15 protein-coding genes and 1 tRNA gene are annotated in these 18,241 nt (G+C 67.8%); 13 read left to right on the top strand and 3 right to left on the bottom strand.

Annotated features, from left to right (window positions below):
* Positions 1-33: 33 nt before the first annotated feature.
* Entirely contained in the window at positions 34-924 is an 891-nt protein-coding gene (gene ku, locus QFZ27_RS04240; RefSeq protein WP_429224842.1) for a non-homologous end joining protein Ku, read from the bottom strand.
* Between the two features lie 90 nt (positions 925-1,014).
* Here ku and QFZ27_RS04235 point away from each other — a divergent pair, with 90 nt between their 5' ends.
* The 10 genes from QFZ27_RS04235 (at position 1,015) to rfaD (ending at position 15,398) form a co-directional block, all read left to right on the top strand.
* Entirely contained in the window at positions 1,015-1,713 is a 699-nt protein-coding gene (locus QFZ27_RS04235) for an MgtC/SapB family protein (RefSeq protein ID WP_429224841.1), read from the top strand.
* A gap of 69 nt (positions 1,714-1,782) precedes the next feature.
* On the top strand, positions 1,783-4,449 hold the full coding sequence (ligD, locus tag QFZ27_RS04230) for a DNA ligase D (protein ID WP_429224840.1): 2,667 nt from the start codon (positions 1,783-1,785) through the stop codon (positions 4,447-4,449).
* Positions 4,450-5,121: 672 nt separating this feature from the next.
* Positions 5,122-7,272 (top strand): polysaccharide pyruvyl transferase family protein, encoded by a 2,151-nt coding sequence (locus QFZ27_RS04225; RefSeq protein WP_429224839.1) that lies wholly within the window; start codon positions 5,122-5,124, stop codon positions 7,270-7,272.
* Positions 7,265-9,082: a polysaccharide pyruvyl transferase family protein gene (locus tag QFZ27_RS04220; protein WP_429224838.1), complete on the top strand. Its 1,818-nt coding sequence runs from the start codon at positions 7,265-7,267 to the stop codon at positions 9,080-9,082. The genes QFZ27_RS04225 and QFZ27_RS04220 overlap by 8 nt, the downstream gene beginning before the upstream one ends.
* A gap of 1 nt (position 9,083) precedes the next feature.
* Positions 9,084-9,869, top strand: coding sequence for a class I SAM-dependent methyltransferase (locus tag QFZ27_RS04215; protein ID WP_429224837.1), 786 nt, complete (start codon positions 9,084-9,086; stop codon positions 9,867-9,869).
* A 126-nt stretch (positions 9,870-9,995) separates the two neighbouring features.
* Entirely contained in the window at positions 9,996-11,051 is a 1,056-nt protein-coding gene (locus QFZ27_RS04210) for a glycosyltransferase family 9 protein (RefSeq protein WP_429224836.1), read from the top strand.
* Positions 11,052-11,112: 61 nt separating this feature from the next.
* Positions 11,113-11,631 (top strand): D-glycero-alpha-D-manno-heptose-1,7-bisphosphate 7-phosphatase, encoded by a 519-nt coding sequence (locus tag QFZ27_RS04205; protein ID WP_429224835.1) that lies wholly within the window; start codon positions 11,113-11,115, stop codon positions 11,629-11,631.
* Between the two features lie 111 nt (positions 11,632-11,742).
* Positions 11,743-12,918, top strand: coding sequence for an AGE family epimerase/isomerase (locus QFZ27_RS04200; RefSeq protein WP_429224834.1), 1,176 nt, complete (start codon positions 11,743-11,745; stop codon positions 12,916-12,918).
* A 21-nt stretch (positions 12,919-12,939) separates the two neighbouring features.
* Positions 12,940-14,421 (top strand): D-glycero-beta-D-manno-heptose-7-phosphate kinase, encoded by a 1,482-nt coding sequence (rfaE1, locus tag QFZ27_RS04195; protein WP_429224833.1) that lies wholly within the window; start codon positions 12,940-12,942, stop codon positions 14,419-14,421.
* The gene (rfaD, locus tag QFZ27_RS04190; protein WP_429224832.1) at positions 14,418-15,398 is read left to right on the top strand and encodes an ADP-glyceromanno-heptose 6-epimerase; all 981 of its coding nucleotides are present in this window, start codon (positions 14,418-14,420) and stop codon (positions 15,396-15,398) included. Before rfaE1 ends, rfaD begins: the two co-directional genes overlap by 4 nt.
* A gap of 238 nt (positions 15,399-15,636) precedes the next feature.
* On the opposite strand, the gene QFZ27_RS04185 is transcribed toward rfaD, so the two are convergent.
* Positions 15,637-15,846 carry a pilus assembly protein HicB gene (locus tag QFZ27_RS04185; RefSeq protein WP_429224831.1) on the bottom strand — a complete coding sequence of 70 codons (210 nt, stop codon included), beginning with the start codon at positions 15,844-15,846 and terminating at the stop codon, positions 15,637-15,639.
* 480 nt (positions 15,847-16,326) lie between these two features.
* Between QFZ27_RS04185 and QFZ27_RS04180 the strand changes: the two genes are divergently transcribed.
* On the top strand, positions 16,327-16,518 hold the full coding sequence (locus tag QFZ27_RS04180; protein WP_429224830.1) for a hypothetical protein: 192 nt from the start codon (positions 16,327-16,329) through the stop codon (positions 16,516-16,518).
* A gap of 156 nt (positions 16,519-16,674) precedes the next feature.
* Here QFZ27_RS04180 and QFZ27_RS04175 read toward each other — a convergent pair.
* Positions 16,675-16,749: transfer RNA gene (locus QFZ27_RS04175), tRNA-Val, on the bottom strand.
* A 151-nt stretch (positions 16,750-16,900) separates the two neighbouring features.
* Here QFZ27_RS04175 and QFZ27_RS04170 point away from each other — a divergent pair.
* Together QFZ27_RS04170 and QFZ27_RS04165 are read left to right on the top strand one after the other, a co-directional pair.
* Positions 16,901-17,782: an N-formylglutamate amidohydrolase gene (locus tag QFZ27_RS04170; RefSeq protein ID WP_429224829.1), complete on the top strand. Its 882-nt coding sequence runs from the start codon at positions 16,901-16,903 to the stop codon at positions 17,780-17,782.
* A 31-nt stretch (positions 17,783-17,813) separates the two neighbouring features.
* Complete coding sequence (locus QFZ27_RS04165; RefSeq protein WP_429224828.1) at positions 17,814-18,221, top strand: VOC family protein; 408 nt, start codon at positions 17,814-17,816, stop codon at positions 18,219-18,221.
* Positions 18,222-18,241: the final 20 nt, after the last annotated feature.

The raw sequence follows: 18,241 nt of genomic DNA, 5'->3' as shown, positions 1-18,241 counted from the left end.
CGGGAGAGGCAACGCATTGGTTCTTTCCGACAATCAGCTCGCCTTCCGGCGCGTGGTGCTGGCAGTGCTGGCCTTGCGCTTCGTCTTGGCGGCGGTCTTGGACTTCGCCGCGGTCTTGGATTTCGCCGCAGCCTTGCGGCCGGACTTCGCGGCGACCCCCGCGCTCTCGCGCAGGGCCGCCATCAGGTCGATCACCTGGCCGCGCTTCGGTGCCGCCGGAGCCTTGATCGTCTCGCCGCGCTGCTTGGCCCGGATCAGCTCCATCAGCGCCGTCTCGTAACGGTCCTCGAACGTGTCGGGCTCGAACTTGCCCTTCTTCTGGCCGATGATGTGCTTGGCCAGGTCCAGCATCTCGCCGGCGATCTTGGCGTTCGGGATGTCGTCGAAGGCTTGGGCCTCGTCGCGCATCTCGTATTCGAAGTGCAGCAGATTGGCCAGGAAGCCCGGCCCCTCCGGGCACAGCATCACCACCCGGTCGCGCCGGAACAGCACGGTGCGGCCGATGCCGACCGTCCCGGCCTTCTCGCAAGCCGCCCGGATCACGGCGAAGGCCTCGGCCCCCACCGCATCGGTCGGCGCCAGGTAGTAGGGCCGGTCGATGGCGACACGGTCGACCTGGTCGTGCGGCACGAAGGCCTCGATCTCGATGGTCTTGGTGCTGTCCGGGATCGCCGCCTCGATCTCCTCCTCGGTCAGCACGACATAGCGGTCGGTGTCGACCTCGTAGCCCTTCACCTGCTGGTCGCGCTCCACCGGCTTACCGGTCCCGGAATCGACAAACAGGCGCCGCAGCCGGTGGCCGCTGCGCCGGTTGACCATGTTGAAGTGGATCTCGTCGCCCTCGCCGACGGCGGTGTACAGCCCCACCGGGCAGGACAGGAAGCCCAGCTTCAGCGTGCCTTTCCAGGTTGCGCGCGGCGCCATCTCGTCCTCGTCGGCGGATCGGGTCCCGGAAGGAACGGCCGGGCGTCGCGTCAGGTTCCTGAATCGCTCGCTTTCCGGAGGGCTTCACCAATGCCGCTGTATCCGACCTGGACCGACCTTCTGCTGCGGCTTGCGCTCGCCACCCTCGCCGGCGCGATCATCGGCTGGAACCGCAGCAGCCACGGCCGCCCGGCTGGGCTGCGCACCCATCTGCTGGTCTGCCTTGCCGCCGCCTTCTCCATGGTGCTGGCCAACCTGCTTCTCCCCACCACCGGCAAGGCCGACGACTCCTTCATCCGGATGGATGTGATGCGCCTGCCGCTCGGCATCCTGTCCGGCATCGGCTTCATCGGCGGCGGCGCGATCCTGCAGCGCGGCGACCTGGTGATGGGGGTGACCACCGCGGCGACGCTGTGGTTCGTCACGGTGATGGGGCTGTGCTTCGGTGCCGGGGAGCTGGTCCTGGGCGGCATCGCCTTTGCCGCGGGACTGGCCGTGCTGTCGGGGCTGAAATGGCTGGAGGATCGGGTGAAGCACGAGCGCAAGGCGCGGCTGAGCCTGACCGTGGAGCAGGACCGGCTGGGGGCCTGCGACATCGAGACGGTGCTGGCGCAGGCGGGGTTCCGCATCGTGACCAGCTCGATCACGGTCCAGCCGGCGGCCGGGCAACGGACCCTGCGCTACGACCTGCGGTGGCGCGGATATCTGGGCGACAACGGCCTGCCGTCCGCCGTGGACAGGCTGTTCGCCGCGCCGGGTGTGCAGGAGGGGGTCTGGACGCCGCGATAACCGGCCCTTCCGGAACCGCTGTGTTGCGCGCATCGTTCCCGAAGCAGCAGATCCTTTGAGGCGAAGGCGATGGCCAAGAACAGCCTGTCGACCTATTGGCGCAAACGCGACTTCGAGAAGACCTCCGAACCCAGCGACGCCACCGGCGTCGCCGCTTCGGACAAGCTGCGCTTCGTCATCCAGAAGCACGCGGCGACGCGGCTGCATTACGACCTGCGGCTGGAGCTCGACGGCGTGTTCAAATCCTGGGCGGTGACCAAGGGGCCGTCGCTCGATCCGCATGACAAGCGCCTGGCGGTGGAGGTCGAGGACCATCCGCTGGCCTATGGCGATTTCGAGGGCACGATTCCCAAGGGGCAATATGGCGGCGGTTCGGTCCAGCTGTGGGACCGCGGCTTCTGGCAACCGGAGGGCCGGGCGTCGCCGCAGCAGCAGCTGGCGAAAGGCGAGCTGAAGTTCACGCTGGAGGGCGACCGGCTGCATGGCAGCTGGGTGCTGGTGCGGCTGAAGCGGGACCGCACCGGCGGCAAGCGCAGCAACTGGCTGCTGATCAAGCATCGCGACGAGCATGCGGTCGAGTCCGACGGCGATGCGGTCCTGGCCGAGGACCGGTCCGTCGCCTCCGGCCGCGCCATGGCCGAGATCGCGGCCGGGCGGGGCCGCGGCCCGAAGCCCTTCATGCTGGGCGGCAGGAAGACGGTGCGGGCGGATGCGGTCTGGGACTCCGCCGCCAAGCCGGAGGCGGCGGCGGCCAAGACGCTCGCGCCGCGCCGCCGGAAGGCGAAGGCCGCCGCGGCGATGCCGGACTTCATCCCGCCGGAGCTCTGCATCTCGGTCGACCGGCCGCCCGGCGGCGCCGGTTGGGGCCATGAGATCAAGTTCGACGGCTATCGCCTGCAGCTGCGGATCGCAGGCGGCAAGGCGACGCTGAAGACCCGCAAGGGCCTCGACTGGACCCATCGCTTCCAGGCCATGGCCGATGCGGCCAAGGGCTGGCCCGACGGCATCGTCGACGGCGAGGCGGTGGCGCTGGACGAGCGCGGCCATCCCGATTTCGCGGCGCTGCAGGTGGCGCTGTCGGAAGGGAACAGCCGCGATCTGATCTACTTCGCCTTCGACCTGCTGGCGGAGGGCGACCGAGACTGGCGGCCGGAGCCGCTGTCGCAGCGCAAGACGCGGCTGCGCGAGCTGCTGGAGGCGCAGGGCTGCGACGCCACCTCGACCATCCGCTATGTCGACCATTTCGAGGAGGCGGGCGACGCGGTGCTGCGCTCCGCCTGCAGCCTGAAGCTCGAAGGCATCATCTCGAAGCGGCTCGACGCCGCCTATCAATCCGGCCGCAGCGATCGCTGGACCAAGGCCAAGTGCCGCGGCGGCGAAGAGGTCGTGATCGGCGGCTGGTCGACCACCGGCAACCGGTTCCGCTCGCTGCTGGTCGGCGTCCATCGCGGCGACCACCTGGTCCATATCGGCCGGGTCGGCACCGGCTACGGCGCCGCCAAGGTGGAGCGGCTGCTGCCGCGGCTGAAAGCGGTCGAGGCGGATAAATCGCCCTTCACCGGCCCCGGCGCGCCGCGCAATCAGCGCGGCGTCCACTGGGCTCGGCCTGAGCTGGTGGCCGAGATCGAGTTCGCCGGCTGGACCGGCTCCGGCATGGTCCGCCAGGCCTCGTTCAAGGGGCTGCGCGAGGACAAGCCGGCCGAGGAGGTCGAGGCCGAGGCTCCGGCTGCCGGGACCGAGCTGGTGGAGCCTGCGCCGGCCAAGGCGAAGACGGCGGCCAAGCCGGCGCGGCGCAGCGGTGCGGCGGGCAAGGCGACGACCAGGGCGACGGTGATGGGCGTGGCCCTGTCCAAGGCCGACAAGGCGCTGTGGCCCGATGCCGGCGACGGCGAGCCGGTGACCAAGCACGACCTGGCGCTGTATCTGGAGGCGGTCGGCCCGTGGATGCTGCCGCACATCAAGGGCCGCCCCTGTTCGGTCCTGCGCGCGCCGGACGGGATCGGCGGCCAGATCTTCTTCCAGCGCCATGCCATGCCCGGCACCTCCAGCCTGATCTCGCTGGCCAAGGTGGCGGGCGACCGCAAGCCCTATATCCAGATCGACCGGATCGAAGGGCTGGCGGCGGTGGCCCAGTCGGGCGGGCTGGAGCTGCACCCCTGGAACTGCTGGCCCGGGGTGCCCGACCGCCCGGGGCGGCTGGTGTTCGACCTCGACCCCGGCCCCGGCCTCGGCTTCGATGCGGTGATCGAGGCGGCGCGCGAGCTGAAGGACCGGCTGGAGGCGGTGGGCCTGGTCCCGTTCTGCAAGACCACCGGCGGCAAGGGGCTGCATGTGGTGACGCCGCTGGCCGCGGCCCGCGCCGGCGGGTCGGACTGGGCCGAGGCCAAGGGCTTCGCCAAGGAGGTCTGCGTGCGCATGGCCGCCGACGCGCCGGACCGCTATCTCGTCAACATGGCCAAGGCCAAGCGCCAGGGCCGGATCTTCCTGGACTATCTGCGCAACGACCGGATGTCGACCGCGGTGGCGCCGCTGTCGCCGCGGGCCCGGCCGGGCGCCACGGTGTCGATGCCGCTGATCTGGGACCAGGTGCGCAAGGGGCTCGACCCCAAGCGCTACACCCTGCGCACCGCGCCCGGCCTGCTGGCGAAAGGCTCCGCCTGGGACGGCTATGACGACGCCGCCCGGCCGCTCGCCGACGCGATCCGGCGGCTGGAGCGGCGTAAGGCGGCGGCCTGAGGCGGCAGATGCGGCAGATTTCGGCGGAGATCTGTCGGCATTTTCGCGCTGAAACCAGGATTTATGGCTTTCGCGGCGGTGGATTTGTCATGCAAGATTGCTAAATCTGTCAGACGGTCCTAAGGTAGAGATAGAAGTCCTGTATCTAAATATAGAATGCATAAAATGCCGTATTCAGAGCCAATGATTATGAATAAATAATATAAATTACAATCTTTATTGGGGTAAAAAGAGAAGACGAATTACAGATTGCGCTGCAACATGAACAATGTCAGAAAGACCTGTGGCCTGCGGCCGACGAACCCTATCGCAAGGCGTTCAGCCTGCGGGGTGAATGGCGCTTCGGCGCCATTGTGCCTGATCTGGAGCCCAATCCAGGGGAAGGCGGTCGCGACTATCGGCTGGTGCCGGCTTGTCCGGACGGCCGCTGGCGGCCGCGCACCTCAGTGAAGGGGGATCAGATGGAATCGAGCGACCACCGGCGTCCCAGAGCGAGACCCGACGCCCCGTAGCGCCGATATCCGGGCGTTCCAGCGATGACAGCCACCGCCTGCCGGCCGCACGCCGGCGGGCTCCGGCCCGTCATGCCGCGACTCCGGAAGAGGCCCTTCCGGAGTCGCGGAAAGCTGGTCGCGCCACCCTCCCCCTTTCAACGGTTTCTCGGAGGGGACAGTGGATAAGCACCATAAGGACATGATCTCGTCGCTGAAGCTTGCGCCGGGCGACGAGGTTCTGGTTCCAGACTATCTGTTCGAAACCTTGACGAAGGATCTCGCCAACGCCCGGATCATCCCCTACAGCGCGGCGGCGCAGCTGAAATCGCCGGTTCCCGATCGCGCGATCGTGCATAAGGGGCTGATGCCCCGCCTGCCGCGGCAGAGCCTGCAGGCGCTGGTGATCCATGGCGATATCGTGCACGCCAACGAGGTCTTCGTGGTGTTCGCCCGGCACGGCGGCGGCACCAAGCCGTCGGTGCTCGACGTCGCCCGGCGCCGCCACAGCCAGCCGGTGCTGGACTACGTCAAGCGCGACATCCGCGTGCGGTCCCGCTCTTCCGACCGGCGGGCGGTGGTGGTCTCGGCCTTCGGCGTCGGCAATGTCGGCGACGACGCGGTCAGCTTCGGCGCCCGCGAGGTGCTGTACCGCAACGGCTTCGACCAGGTCGATCTGGTCGGTCCCAACCCCGACTACTCCGTGATCGACACTGCCGACCTGATCGTGGTCGGCGGCGGCGGACTGCTCTACGACAGCAGCTTCAGCAACGTCTCGAACTACACCGCGCCGATCCGCTACGCCTACGAGCGCGGCGTCCCCTCCGCCGTGCTCGGCGTCGGCGCCCAGGGCATCCGCACCACGCTCGGCGCCGCCGCCTACAAGGACGCGCTGTCCCTGGCGCGGCTGGTCACGGTGCGCGAGCACAGCGACGCCAAGACCCTGACCGAGACGGTGGGGCTGAAGAACGTCCACACCACCGGCGACCTGGCCCTGCTGCTGGCCGACGGGCCGCGGCCGGTGCCGGTCCGGCGCGACCCGAACCTCGCCGTGCTGTCGCTCAGCCACAGCCTGGAAAGCTGGCTGGCCAAGCGCGACAGCACGATCGACGCCTATCTCGACGAGACGATCGATTCCCTCGGCAAGGGCTACACCACGGTGGTCGGCGTGGTGCATTCGGTCGATGACGAGGCGATCTACGAGCGGCTGCGGCAGCGGCGCGAGATCCATGTGGTCAAGGCGGCCGAGTTCGACGTCTCGGCGATCATGGACCTCTATGCCTCGGCCGGCCTGGCCGTGAGCTCCCGCTTCCACGGGCTGCTGTTCTCGGTGATGGGGCGGACGCCGCTGGTCCAGGTCTGCGGCCCGACCAGCAAGAGCGGCCGGGCGCTGGCCGAGCGCTTCCCGTCGCTGACCCGCGCCGCGGTCCTGCTCGACCACGCCAACCGCAACCTGCGGATCGGCGACGCGATCGAGTTCGTGCAGCCGGTCGGCGAGGAGGAGCGATCGGCGGCGATCGCGGGCGCGCGGGACAATGTCGAGCAGTTCGCGGCCGCCTTCGACCGCAAGCCGGTCGTCGCGGTCCAGGCCATTGCGATCGATCCGGCCCCGGCCCCCGCGGCCAAGGCGCCCGAGCCTGCGGTAACGGCCGCGGCCGAGGAGCCATCGAAGAACCAGGAGATCGTGCTGCCGGACCATGTCGTGGTCACCACGGCCGATGCCATCCAGCTGGCCGTGCCGGCCGACGGCATCGAGGCCGAGCTGTCGGAGATCGAGGCCCGGCGGTGGCGCAACAGCACGCTGGCCTGCGCCGCCAAGGTGCTGAAGCCGGGCGACAAGGTGGTCGATCTCGACCCCGGCTTCCTCTACTTCGCCTCGGCCTTCGGCGCCCTGGTCTCCAAGGCCGGATCGGTGTCGGTGGCCTATGAGAAGAGCAAGGGCGAGCCGATCCTGAAGCAGTACCGCGCCCTCAACGGCAAGGGCGGCGGGGCGGCGATCAAGCTGTGCGATACGGCCGATGCGAAGCAGCTGTCCAAGGCCTGCGACGACGCCAGCCTGGTGCGGCTGCGCCTGTCGGGCCAGGCCGCCAAGGACCGGGCCGACTGCATCCGGGCGATCCGCTCGCGCTCGCCGCATGTCATCGTCGAGGCGGCCGACCTGCCGGCGGTGCGCAACGCGATCGAGAGCTTCCTCGGCTCCGAGATCGCCCGCGAGGGCCGGCGGATCTTCACCTTCGGCGAGTCCGACCTGGTCGAGCGGCCGATCTACGAGATCGCCCAGCTCGACGAAACCACCCTGCTGCTCCAGCTCGAAGAGGCGCGCCATGGATAAGGAAGCCGTCGTCGTCAGCTTCTACGGCGGGAAGCAATACTACTACGACTCCGCCTACCATCTGGCCGAGGACTGCAAGAAGCTCGACATCGAGTATGATTTCGAGGAGGTCAAGCTGGGGCCCGACGCCAACTGGGCCGACATCTGCCGCTACAAGGTCAACTACTACTCCCGCAAGCTGGAGGAGCATAAGCGGCCGATCATCTGGGTCGACATCGACACCCGCATCATCAAGCGGCCGGACCCGTTCCTGCGCAGCGAGAGCGACTTCGCGGCGTTCCTGCGGAACTTCAAGTACTTCCGGGAATACGATCCGTTCATCTTCGCGCGGACGTTCCATCCCGGGTTCCTGTTCTTCAACTACACGGCCCCGACCCGGCGGCTGCTGGAGCAGCTGGTGGAGCTGGAGAAGGGCAGCAAGGAGCGCGGCACCGACGACTATTTCTTCGAGGAGGCCTGGCGGGCGCATTCCGAGCAGCTGCAGGTGACGCTGCTGCCGCCGAAGCGGATCGCCTGGGGCGACAAGCTGGGGGCCGCGGATGCCTGGTTCTCGTTCGGCGACAGCGGCAATGTCCGCGACTTCGTCAAGGAGGTGGCGCAGCACGACGCGCCGATCCTGGAGCCGTCGCGCCAGTACCGGGTGCTGAAGGCGATCTCCGAGCAGGAGCTGAAGGCCGGCAAACTGCAGAACGCCGCGGTCTATCTGAAGAAGATGACCGATCTCGACCCGTCGCAGGACGACCCGCTGAACACCCTGGCCCGGCTGGCCCGCCGGCAGGAGGGCGAGCAGGCGGCGCTGGCGCTCTACGAGGGCCGGGTCGCCCAGCTGCGGCAGGAGGGCGAGTACAGCGACCGCCTGTCGGCGCTGCTGCAGCGGGTGGTGGATTTCTGCATCGAGTTCCACCTGCCGGAGGAGGGGCTGCGCTACGCCGGCGAGCTGGCCGAGCACGGCACCGTCAAGGGCAGGGCCTTCGCCCAGGGCCGGATGCTGCGGCTGGGGCTGGAGCAGCGGGCCAAGGCGGCGGAGCTGCCGCTGAAGCAGCGGCCGCAGCTGTGGTGGATGGAGCAGCCCTATCCCGGCAATTTCGGCGACATCCTGAACCCCTACATCGTCGAGAAGCTGACCGGGCGGCCGCCGCGCTGGGTGGCGGCGGGCAGCGGCGCCCTCGTCATCGGCTCGGTGATCAAATTCGCCAAGAAGGGCACGCCGGTCTGGGGCACGGGCAGCCCGCGCCTGACCGACAAGCTGCATCCGCAGGCGGTGTACAAGGCGGTGCGCGGCCCGCTGACCCGGCGCCTGGTGCTCGACAGCGGCGGCAAGTGCCCGCAGGTCTATGGCGACGTCGCCCTGCTGCTGCCGCAGCTGTACCAGCCGAAGGGCACGAAGAAGCACAAGCTCGGCCTGATCCGCCACTTCACCCATGTGGCGGCGCCGCTGGAGGTGCATCCGGACGTCAAGGTGATCGACATCATGCGCGGCTCCTATGACGGCATCGAGGCCTTCCTCGACGAGATCTCGGAATGCGAGCACATCATCTCGACCTCGCTGCACGGGCTGATCGTGGCCCAGGCCTACGGCATCCCGGTCGGCTGGGCGGTGATGTCGACCAGCGAGACCCAGATCCCGGGCGGCAACACCAAGTTCGAGGACTATTTCGCCTCGGTCGGGCTGAAGGATGTCGAGCCCTTCGACCTGGCCGGGCTGGGCACGGTCACGCCCGACCATGCGCGGCTGTGCCGGTACATTCCCGAGCGGATGCCGGACCTCGCCGCGCTGCGCGAGGCCTGCCCGTTCCCGCTCGCGGCCTAGGATGGGGGAACCGGCACAGGCGCCGCTGGCGGTGATCCGCCGGCGGCGCGCCACGGCCTTCCTGAGCGAGGAGGTGGTGGCGGAGCTGATCCGCCCCCGCCCCTTCGCCAAGGAGCGGCTGATCGCCGAGCGTGCCCGGCTGACGCAGGAGATGGGCCCGCAGGAGCTGTGGGAGGGCTATCGCGACTTCGCCGCGCCCGACGACAGCTTCAAGCGGTCCAGCAACAGCGTCCGCACCAGCCACAAATACGGCCGGGTCTATGTCGAGCTGGTACGCCGGTTCCGGCCCTGGACGGTGGTCGAGATCGGCACCGCCTTCGGCGTCTCCGGCATGTACTGGCTGGCCGGCTTGGCGGCGAACCGCCGCGGCCGGCTGGTCACCTTCGACCCGAACCGGCAGTGGCAGGAGATCGCCCGCGCCAACCTGGCCGCAATCAGCCCGCGCTTCACCGCGGTGGCCGACACCTTCGAGGCCGGGCTCGAGGCGGCGCAGATCCGCTTCGGCCGGCCGGGCATCGCCTTCATCGACGGCATCCATGTCGGCGAGATCGTCAAAGCCCAGGCCGAGCTGCTGCTGCCGCGCCTGGCCGGCCGCTGGATCCTGGTGTTCGACGACATCCGCTTCAACGACGGCATGTATCGCTGCTTCCGCGAGATCGAGCAGGCGGAGGGGGTGGTGTCGGCGGTGGAGATCGAGACGCGGGTGGGGATCCTGGAGGTGGAGGCAGGTGGCCCGTCCTCAAGGGCGGCCATGCGGCGTTCGCTGTCGCCAACCCAAGGGCATTGACGGCAGGGTGATCAGGACGCCGGCAGATCCCCGCAGCGGCACCTTCCAATTGATTTTTCGAGCGCGAACGGCATAGTCGGTGCCTTGCCGCCGCCGATTGACCAAGGTCCCGATAGAAAAATTAGCATGGCCAAAAAGCGTATTCTTGTTATCCAAGCCCGCAATCTGGGAGATGCGGTCGTCCAGACCGGCTTGATCGAAGCGCTTGGGCGCTCGGAGCCGGAAGTGGAGATTTCCGTCCTCACTCGTCCGCAGTTCCGTGAGCTCTATTCCAACAACCCCTTGGTTTCGGAGATCTTCTACGCGTCGTTTCCGATGGGCACGGCCAAGAATTTCGGATTCAAGGCCGCGATGAAACTCGCTTGGACCGTGGCAGCGCTCCGGCTGAAGCGCTTCGACCGGGTGGTCAACGTCGTGGGCGATTTTCGGGAAAACCTGCTCGGATGGGCGATCTCTCCCTCCGGAAATACCAGCATCACCTGGGGGCAGGGCCATCCTCTGGCAAAGATAATCCGGACCGGCGGCGAGAGATTCGTCCAGCACCGGATCATGACGCCTGCCAATGACCACAGCAGCTATTCGGCGATCCAGCGTGTCGCGACGGCTCTGGGCGCTACGGTGCCGGCTCATTCCCGATTGTACGATGCGTCCGGCAAGCCGTATGCCCATCGCCCGGGCAGCGACCGGATCGGCATTCAGCCGACGGCAAGCCAGGAGTGCAAGCTATGGCCCCAGGAGCACTGGCGCGCGTTGATCGCCATGATCCGCGCCAGCGGCCTGAGGGTGGTGGTATTCGGTGCGCCGTCGGATCGAAGCTATCTGCAGGGCTGTCTGCCGGACGCCGACGATCCGGGCATCGAGATCGTCGCGGGGCCGCTGGCCGGATTTTTTCGCAGCCTGGAAGATGTCAGGGTTCTGATCGGCCTCGACAGTTTCGGGGTCCATACCGCCCACGCGATCGGAACGCCGGCGATCATGATCTATGGTTCGAATATTACAACTGTCTGGACTCCCCCCGGGACGATCGTCGTAAGCAACGCCAATCCACCGCCCTGCTATCCATGCCTTAACATCCCGACTTGTACTGGACAGAGCAATCCCTATTCCTGCATCCGGGAAATACCGATTGCTGCAGTTGCAAAGAATTTGAAAGCTTTTGGCGTGGCGGCTGATGGTTCGTGAGCCTGATCAACTCATATTCGGGAAGTCCCCGGAGGCGGACGACGGATTCGCAACTCGGCCGATGGCGCTGCTCGACCGCGACGGCGTGCTGAACCAGGACAGCGGCTACCCGTTCAGGCCGGTGGATATCGTCTGGATCGAAGGGGCGCTCGACGCCCTCGTCCGCCTGCGCCAGGCCGGCTATCGCGTCGTCGTTGTCACCAACCAGTCGGGGATCGCCCGCGGCTTTTATCGCGAGGCCGATGTCCTGGCCCTGCACCGTTGGATGGGCGAGGTGATTCGCGCCCATGGCGGCGCGATCGCGTCCTTTTACTATTGCCCTTTCCTTCCCGAAGCCACCGTCCAGGCCTATCGTCGAGACCATCCGGACCGCAAGCCGAGACCGGGGATGCTCCTGAAAGCGCTTTCCGACTATCCGACCGAGATCGAACGATCGCTGATGATCGGCGATCGAGACAGTGACATGGAGGCTGCCGCCGCGGCGGGCGTGTGGGGCTTCAAATTCACCGGGGGCAATCTTGACCACTTCGTTGCCCAGTGTCTTGACATCCGCCAATCGCACCCGATCGGGGACGACTGACGGCACCGCCGCCTCCGGCGCGCGGTTGCGAGCAAGCCATGGCGCTCGCCTACCCTGCCCGACTCGGCTAGAACGTCCCGCCGGGGGACATCTCAGATCGGATATCGGGCAGTGATCGATTCGCCGCTCTCGCGTTACGCAGACCTCATGCGTGGGGTTCTTCTGCCGTTCTGGTCGGCGGAGGGCTTCGCAGCCGGACGGGGGATGTTCTGCGAGCGGCTTGATTTCGCCGGCCGCCCGATGGACGACGTGCCGCACCGTGCCATGGTGCAGGCGCGACAGATCTTCGTCTTCAGCCATGCGGCCCTTGTCGGGGTGTTTCCCGCCGGCGCCGAACCGGCGATGCGAGCGCTCGACGGGCTGCTGAAGCGGTTCTGCGACGGTGGCGATCTGCGGGACGGCGTGTCGTTCTCGGTCTCGTCCTCCGGGCATGTGATCTCGGCAACCCGGGACAGCTACACCCACGCGTTCGTGCTGTTTGCGCTGGCGGCGGCGTATCGCCTGACCGGCGAGGCGCGGCTGCGGCGTGCAATCGACCAGACGGTGGCGTTCGTCGATCGACGGCTGATCGACGAACGCCATTTCGGCCTTCATGACCGTCATCCGGATCCGAGCGGATCGAAATCGCAGAATCCGCTGATGCATCTGCTCGAAGCCTATCTTGCACTCCACGAGGCCCTGCCGGATGGCCCGTTCCTCGACCGGGCGGGGGCCATCGTGGCGCATTTCGGCGCCAAGCTGTTTCAGGACGAGCCGGGCATCCTGCTGGAGCACTACGACGCTGACTGGTCGATGCTGCCGGACGAGCCCGCGGGCCAGTTCTTCGAACCCGGTCACCAGTTCGAATGGGCCTGGCTGTTGCAGTGGTACGGCGCCCTCTCAGGAACGGATCAGAGTATACCCGTCGACCGGCTGTGGCAGGCTGCCTGCCGCCACGGCATGACCGGAGACGGCCTGTGCTTCGACGAGGTCGGCCTCGACCTCAGGCCGCGCAAGCCTTCGCACCGCCTCTGGCCTCATGCCGAAGCGGCCAAGGCGGCTGCCATTCGTCATGCTTCAGGTGATCCCCGAGCCGCAGACGTCGCTGCGACGATGGCTGGCGTCCTTATTGAAACGTTCCTCAATCGCCCGTTCCCCGCCGGCTGGATCGACCGCGTCGACCCGGACGGCCGGGCGCTGCTCGACTTCGTTCCGGCGAGCAGTCTGTATCATCTCTATTCGGCCTTTTCCGAATTGTCCCGTCACGGCAGAGATGACAGTACCTCCGGCGACCGGACCAGGCCTTGAGCGTGTGGGAGCAGGCGAGGGATGCAGGGTATCAGTGAGAGGTTCGCGGCCGCCCGGGTTGCAGTGGTCGGAGACCTCATGCTCGACGTCTACATCGAGGGCGAGGTTCACCGCGTTTCGCCGGAAGCACCCGTGCCGGTGGTTCGGCTCACGTCGGAGCGCGTGGTTCCGGGCGGTGCCGCCAACGTCGCCGCCAATATCGCCTCGCTCGGCGGAACGGTCACCCTGGTCGGTGTCGCCGGCCGAGACAGCGCCTTCGCTCAGCTTTCCGAAGAGCTCCAGCGGGTCGGACGGGTCGATCTTTCGACGACGGTCTTCGATGACAGCCGCGGCACGACAACGAAGACGCGTCTTCTCGGCCATCGCCAGCAGATCGCCCGGATCGATCGAGAGACTCTCCGGCCGATCGCGCCGGAGATCGAGACGCAGCTGATCGAGCGCGCCTGCACAGCCATCGACGGCTGCGACATCGTCATCTTGTCGGACTATGGCAAGGGTGTGCTCACGGATCTGGTACTGCAGCGCACGCTCGCCTATGCCCAGGCCGTCGGCAAGCGCGTGCTGGTCGACCCCAAGCGGCGCGATCTTTCGGCCTATCGCGGCGCCTCGATCATCACGCCGAACCGCGCCGAGCTCGCGCTCGCCACCGGGCGACCCTGCGAAACCGACGAGGAGGCCGAAGAGGCCGCCCGGCTGGCCCACGAGATCTGCGGCGCCGACGTGCTTCTGACGCGCTCGGAGAAGGGCATGTCTTATTTTGCGCGATCGGGCGACTCGCTCCACTTCGCGACGATCGCTCGTGAGGTGTTCGACGTATCGGGCGCAGGTGACACCGTGGTCGCCGTGCTCGGTGCCGCACTCGCAGCGGGTTTCCCGCTGGTGGAGGCGATGAAGGCCTCGAACCACGCCGCCGGTCTCGTCGTGGCCAAGGTCGGCACTGCCACGGTGTCGTGCGAGGAACTCGTCATGGCGCTGCACGGCGGCGCCCAGGCCCTCGACGTCGAGGACGGCCGCCTGGTCACGCTGGACGAGTTGATGCGGATACGCGCGTTCTGGCGTGCCAACGGCCTTACCGTCGGCATCGCCAACGGCTGTTTCGATCTGATCCATCCCGGCCACGTCTCGCTGATCCGCCAGGCCGCCGCGGCCTCCGACCGGCTGGTGATGGCGCTCAACACCGACGCTTCGGTGCGCCGCCTCAAGGGGCCGACCAGGCCGGTTCAGACCGAGACCGCGCGGGCGGAGGTGATGGGCGCGCTCAAGGGGGTCGCCGCGGTGGTGCTGTTCGACGAGGACACACCCTACGACCTCATCAAGGCGCTGCAGCCGGACGTGCTGGTCAAGGGAGCGGACTATACGGAGGAACTGGTGGTCGGCGCGGACATCGTGCGGGCGCGCGGCGGCACGGTGCTCCTGGCGGTGCTGACCCCCGGCCAGTCGACCACAAGGCTGATATCGCAACAGCCCGCGACGGTGGCCACCCACGGAGACAAGTCATCATGATCATCTTGACCGGCGGGGCGGGCTTCATCGGCTCCAACATCGCCGCCGACCTCAACGAAGCCGGCCGGACCGACATCGTCATTGCCGACGCGCTCGGGACCGATGCCAAGTGGCGCAACATCGCCAAGCGACGCTTCGCCGACATCGTCTTCCCGGACGAGATCGAGCCGTTCCTGGCCGGGCGCTCCGGCGTCGCGGCGGTGATCCATATGGGGGCGAATTCGTCGACCACCGCGACCGATGCCGATGAGATCGTGCGCTCGAACTTCAGGCTCTCGACCAGGCTTTGGGACTGGTGCACCCGGACCCGTACCCCGCTGATCTACGCCTCCTCGGCGGCGACCTATGGCGACGGCTCGGCCGGCTTCGTCGACGACGACAGCGAGGCGGCGCTCGAGCGGCTGCAGCCCATGAACCTCTACGGTTGGTCCAAGCACGCCTTCGACCGGTGGGCGCTCGAGCGCGCCCGCCGTGGCGATGCTCCTCCGCAATGGGCCGGGCTCAAATTCTTCAACGTCTATGGCCCGAACGAGACTCACAAGGGCGACATGCAGAGCCTCGTCGCGAAGAACACCCAGCCGATCGCGGAGGGGAAGACCATCCGGATGTTCAAGTCACACAAGGAGGGCTTCGGCGACGGCGAGCAGTCTCGGGATTTCGTCTATGTCAAGGACTGCACGGCGGTGATTTCCTGGCTTCTGGCCAACCCGATGGTGTCCGGGCTGTTCAATCTCGGCACCGGCAAGGCGCGCTCGTTCCAGGATCTGATGCTTGCCGTCGGTGGTGCGCTCGGGCAGCCGGTCGCATTCGACTATGTCGATATGCCGGTGGCGATCCGGGCACAGTACCAGTACTTCACCCAGGCCGAGATGACGAAGCTGCGCCGAGCCGGCTACCAGGCGCCGTTTCACACGCTCGAGGATGGCGTGCGAGACTACGTGCAGGGCTACCTGACGAAGGCCGACCGGTACCGCTGAGGCGTGAGCGGTGTGTGGAAGCCACGGCAGACGGCCTGCCGGGGTGACGATTAGAACGGGCGGGAGACCATTCCAAGATGCCCGCCCCGGCACCGGAACCGGCGGCGGAGCCGGGTTCAGGGGACACATCGATCACCTCATGGCCGGCCTGCCCGACGACGTGAGTGGTTCGTGCTCCTGTCGGCGACAGGAGCACTCCCCGAATCGAATCATGGCCTGCAGTCGGCAATGCGTCGGATCAGTGACCCGGCTCGTTCCCGGCCGAGGGCGGCTCGTCCTTGGCGGCGTCCAGGAACGGCAGCAGGTCCGAAGGCCTGGCGTCGCCGGCGCGTCGGCTCAGGAATTCGGCCGCCGTCTCCGCGGCGCCGATCTTCTCCGCGACCGCGGACGCGATCCACTGGTTGAGCGACACCCCGTCCTCGCGTGCGATCACTGGGGTCGGCTGCACAGGGCATTATCGCTGCAGCGCTACGGGCATACATTAGGAGCCAGGGATGATCTCGAACCCGCACTATCGGCTCGCCCCGGATCTGCTTCGCAGGCTGAATGAAGCGGTTCAGGCCGACGTCACGGGCAGCCCCTCGCCATTCACGCCGCACGAACGGAAGCGGATCTCCGCGCAGATCGGGCTGGATGCGGTGGATGCCCTGCTGAAGCCCTGCAAGGGTCGCATCGAGGTGGTCGACGCCACCTATCGCCGGCAGCGGAACAACATCCATTACGACTTCCTGCTCGATGGCCGGATCAGGGTGGAGGCGAAGTGCGGGACCTATGTCGAATCGATCGGCTGGACGCAGGAGGAGGATCCGGATGGACCCGACCTTGATTTCGATGTCCTGGTCGTCGTCGACGCCGGGATCACGCTGTCATCCTCCGTGGGCAGGCTCGCCAGCTATGCGATCCCGATGCGGGAGACGGTGACTACTACGTGCTGCTGCCCCAGCCCGTCGTCCGGCGCTGGATCATGGAGCGCCGCTACGTCAACGGCAAGGGCGTGCAAATCTATCTCTACAAGCGCCCGTTCGGCCGGCCGGGCACGGCCGAGGAGAAGGGCCAGACCCGGGAACTGGCTGAGTTCCGCAACAGGTTCGATCCGCTCAACGAGGCGATCGGCGTGTGACATCCGCGCTGGTGGCGGCCGGTCACGTGACGTCGGCGATGAACCATGCTCGTGGCCACGAGGCACCCTCCCCTCCAATTCCTGGAGTTGTCGCACAGCGACGCACCGGATGCCAGCCGGCGTCCCGATGTCGGGGATGAATTTCTGGAGGTCCGGTGGTGGGCGCGACAGGGATTGAACCTGTGACCCCTACGATGTCAACGTAGTGCTCTCCCGCTGAGCTACGCGCCCGGCACCGGGAAGGACGACCGAAGCCGGTCGTCCGCGGGAGCGCCGATGTAGCATCATCGATCGGGGGGTGCAAGCGTCAAACCGATCGCACCCGCCAGCTCCGCCGACAGCCGCCGTCGACAGTCCCGGGGCGCTGCGATATGACGGTGATATGGATGGTCAAGTCGCCTCGCAGTCGCCGGCGTCCGACGCGGTGGCGATCGCCCTGCCGCAGGATCGGCGCCTCCCGGTCGTGGTCGCCTCGCCGCATAGCGGCCGCGACTACCCGCCGTCGTTCCTGGCTGCGGCGAAGCTCGACCCGCACACGCTGCGCCGCTCCGAGGACGGCTTCGTCGACGAGATCTTCGGCCGGGTGCCGGAGCGCGGGGTGCCGTTGCTGCGCGCCCTGTTCCCGCGCGCCTTCCTCGACGCCAACCGCGAGGCCTATGAGCTCGATCCCGAGATGTTCGACGACGCGCTGCCGGGCTGGGTCAACACCCGCTCGCCGCGGGTCGTCGCCGGGCTCGGCACCATCGCCCGCATCGTCGCCCAGGGGAAGGACATCTACCGCGGCAAGCTGCGCTTCGCCGAGGCGGTGGAGCGGGTCGAGCGCTGCTATACCCCCTATCATGCGGCGCTGCGCCGGCTGGTCGACGAGACCCGCGCCGAATTCGGCCACGCCATCCTGATCGACGCCCATTCGATGCCGTCGCAGGGTGCCTCGCGAACTCCCGGCGGCCGCGCCGTCGACGTCGTGCTGGGCGACTGCTATGGCAGTTCCTGCGCCCCGGCGGTGACCGAGGCGGCGGAGCAGTGGCTGGCCGGCCGCGGCTATGTCGTCACCCGCAACACCCCCTATGCCGGCGGCTTCACCACCCGGCATTACGGCCGGCCGCGCGCCGGCATCCATGCCCTGCAGATCGAGCTGAACCGCGCCCTGTACATGGACGAGGCGACGTTGTCGCCGACCAAGGGCCTGGCCCGGCTGACCGGCGACATGACCGATTTCGCCGCCGCCCTCGGCGCGCTCGAGCCGGAGGCGCTGTCGAGATAGGGCGGCTGCGGGCGAGGGAGGGGAGATCGCCATGAGCCTGCTGGTCAATATCGACGTGCCCGATCTCGAGGCCGGGGTCGCGTTCTACACCGCTGCCTTCGGCCTCGCCGTCGGGCGCCGCTTCGGCGGCGAGGTGGTGGAGCTGACCGGCTGGCCCGCGCCGCTGTATCTGCTGCGCAAGCCGGCCGGAACGGTCGGTGCCGGCGACAGCCGCCGCGGCTATGCCCGGCACTGGACGCCGGTGCATCTCGACGTGGTGGTGGACGACGTCGCGGCGGCGCTGGCGCGGGCGGTCGCGGCCGGCGCCGTGGCCGAGGGCGAGGTCCGCACCGCGGTCTGGGGCCGGCTGGCGCCGCTGGCCGATCCGTTCGGCCACGGCCTGTGCCTGATCCAGTTCCTCAACCGCGGCTATGACGAGATCGCCGATCCGCCGGCCTGAGCCGGCGGGCAACAGAACGG

The organism is Inquilinus ginsengisoli (assembly GCF_050434925.1).
GTDB classification, from domain to species: Bacteria; Pseudomonadota; Alphaproteobacteria; order DSM-16000; family Inquilinaceae; genus Inquilinus; species Inquilinus ginsengisoli_B.
Note: the sequence above shows the minus strand (reverse complement) of the source record. Positions and strands in the feature narration are given on the sequence as shown.

Bases quoted from the DNA above. Each gene is read 5' to 3' on its own strand.
- ku (WP_429224842.1), bottom strand. From the start codon at position 924: ATGGCGCCGCGCGCAACCTGGAAAGGCACGCTGAAGCTGGGCTTCCTG.
- QFZ27_RS04235 (WP_429224841.1), top strand. From the start codon at position 1,015: ATGCCGCTGTATCCGACCTGGACCGACCTTCTGCTGCGGCTTGCGCTC.
- ligD (WP_429224840.1), top strand. From the start codon at position 1,783: ATGGCCAAGAACAGCCTGTCGACCTATTGGCGCAAACGCGACTTCGAG.
- QFZ27_RS04220 (WP_429224838.1), top strand. From the start codon at position 7,265: ATGGATAAGGAAGCCGTCGTCGTCAGCTTCTACGGCGGGAAGCAATAC.
- QFZ27_RS04215 (WP_429224837.1), top strand. From the start codon at position 9,084: ATGGGGGAACCGGCACAGGCGCCGCTGGCGGTGATCCGCCGGCGGCGC.
- QFZ27_RS04210 (WP_429224836.1), top strand. From the start codon at position 9,996: ATGGCCAAAAAGCGTATTCTTGTTATCCAAGCCCGCAATCTGGGAGAT.
- QFZ27_RS04205 (WP_429224835.1), top strand. From the start codon at position 11,113: ATGGCGCTGCTCGACCGCGACGGCGTGCTGAACCAGGACAGCGGCTAC.
- rfaE1 (WP_429224833.1), top strand. From the start codon at position 12,940: ATGCAGGGTATCAGTGAGAGGTTCGCGGCCGCCCGGGTTGCAGTGGTC.
- rfaD (WP_429224832.1), top strand. From the start codon at position 14,418: ATGATCATCTTGACCGGCGGGGCGGGCTTCATCGGCTCCAACATCGCC.
- QFZ27_RS04170 (WP_429224829.1), top strand. From the start codon at position 16,901: ATGGATGGTCAAGTCGCCTCGCAGTCGCCGGCGTCCGACGCGGTGGCG.
- QFZ27_RS04165 (WP_429224828.1), top strand. From the start codon at position 17,814: ATGAGCCTGCTGGTCAATATCGACGTGCCCGATCTCGAGGCCGGGGTC.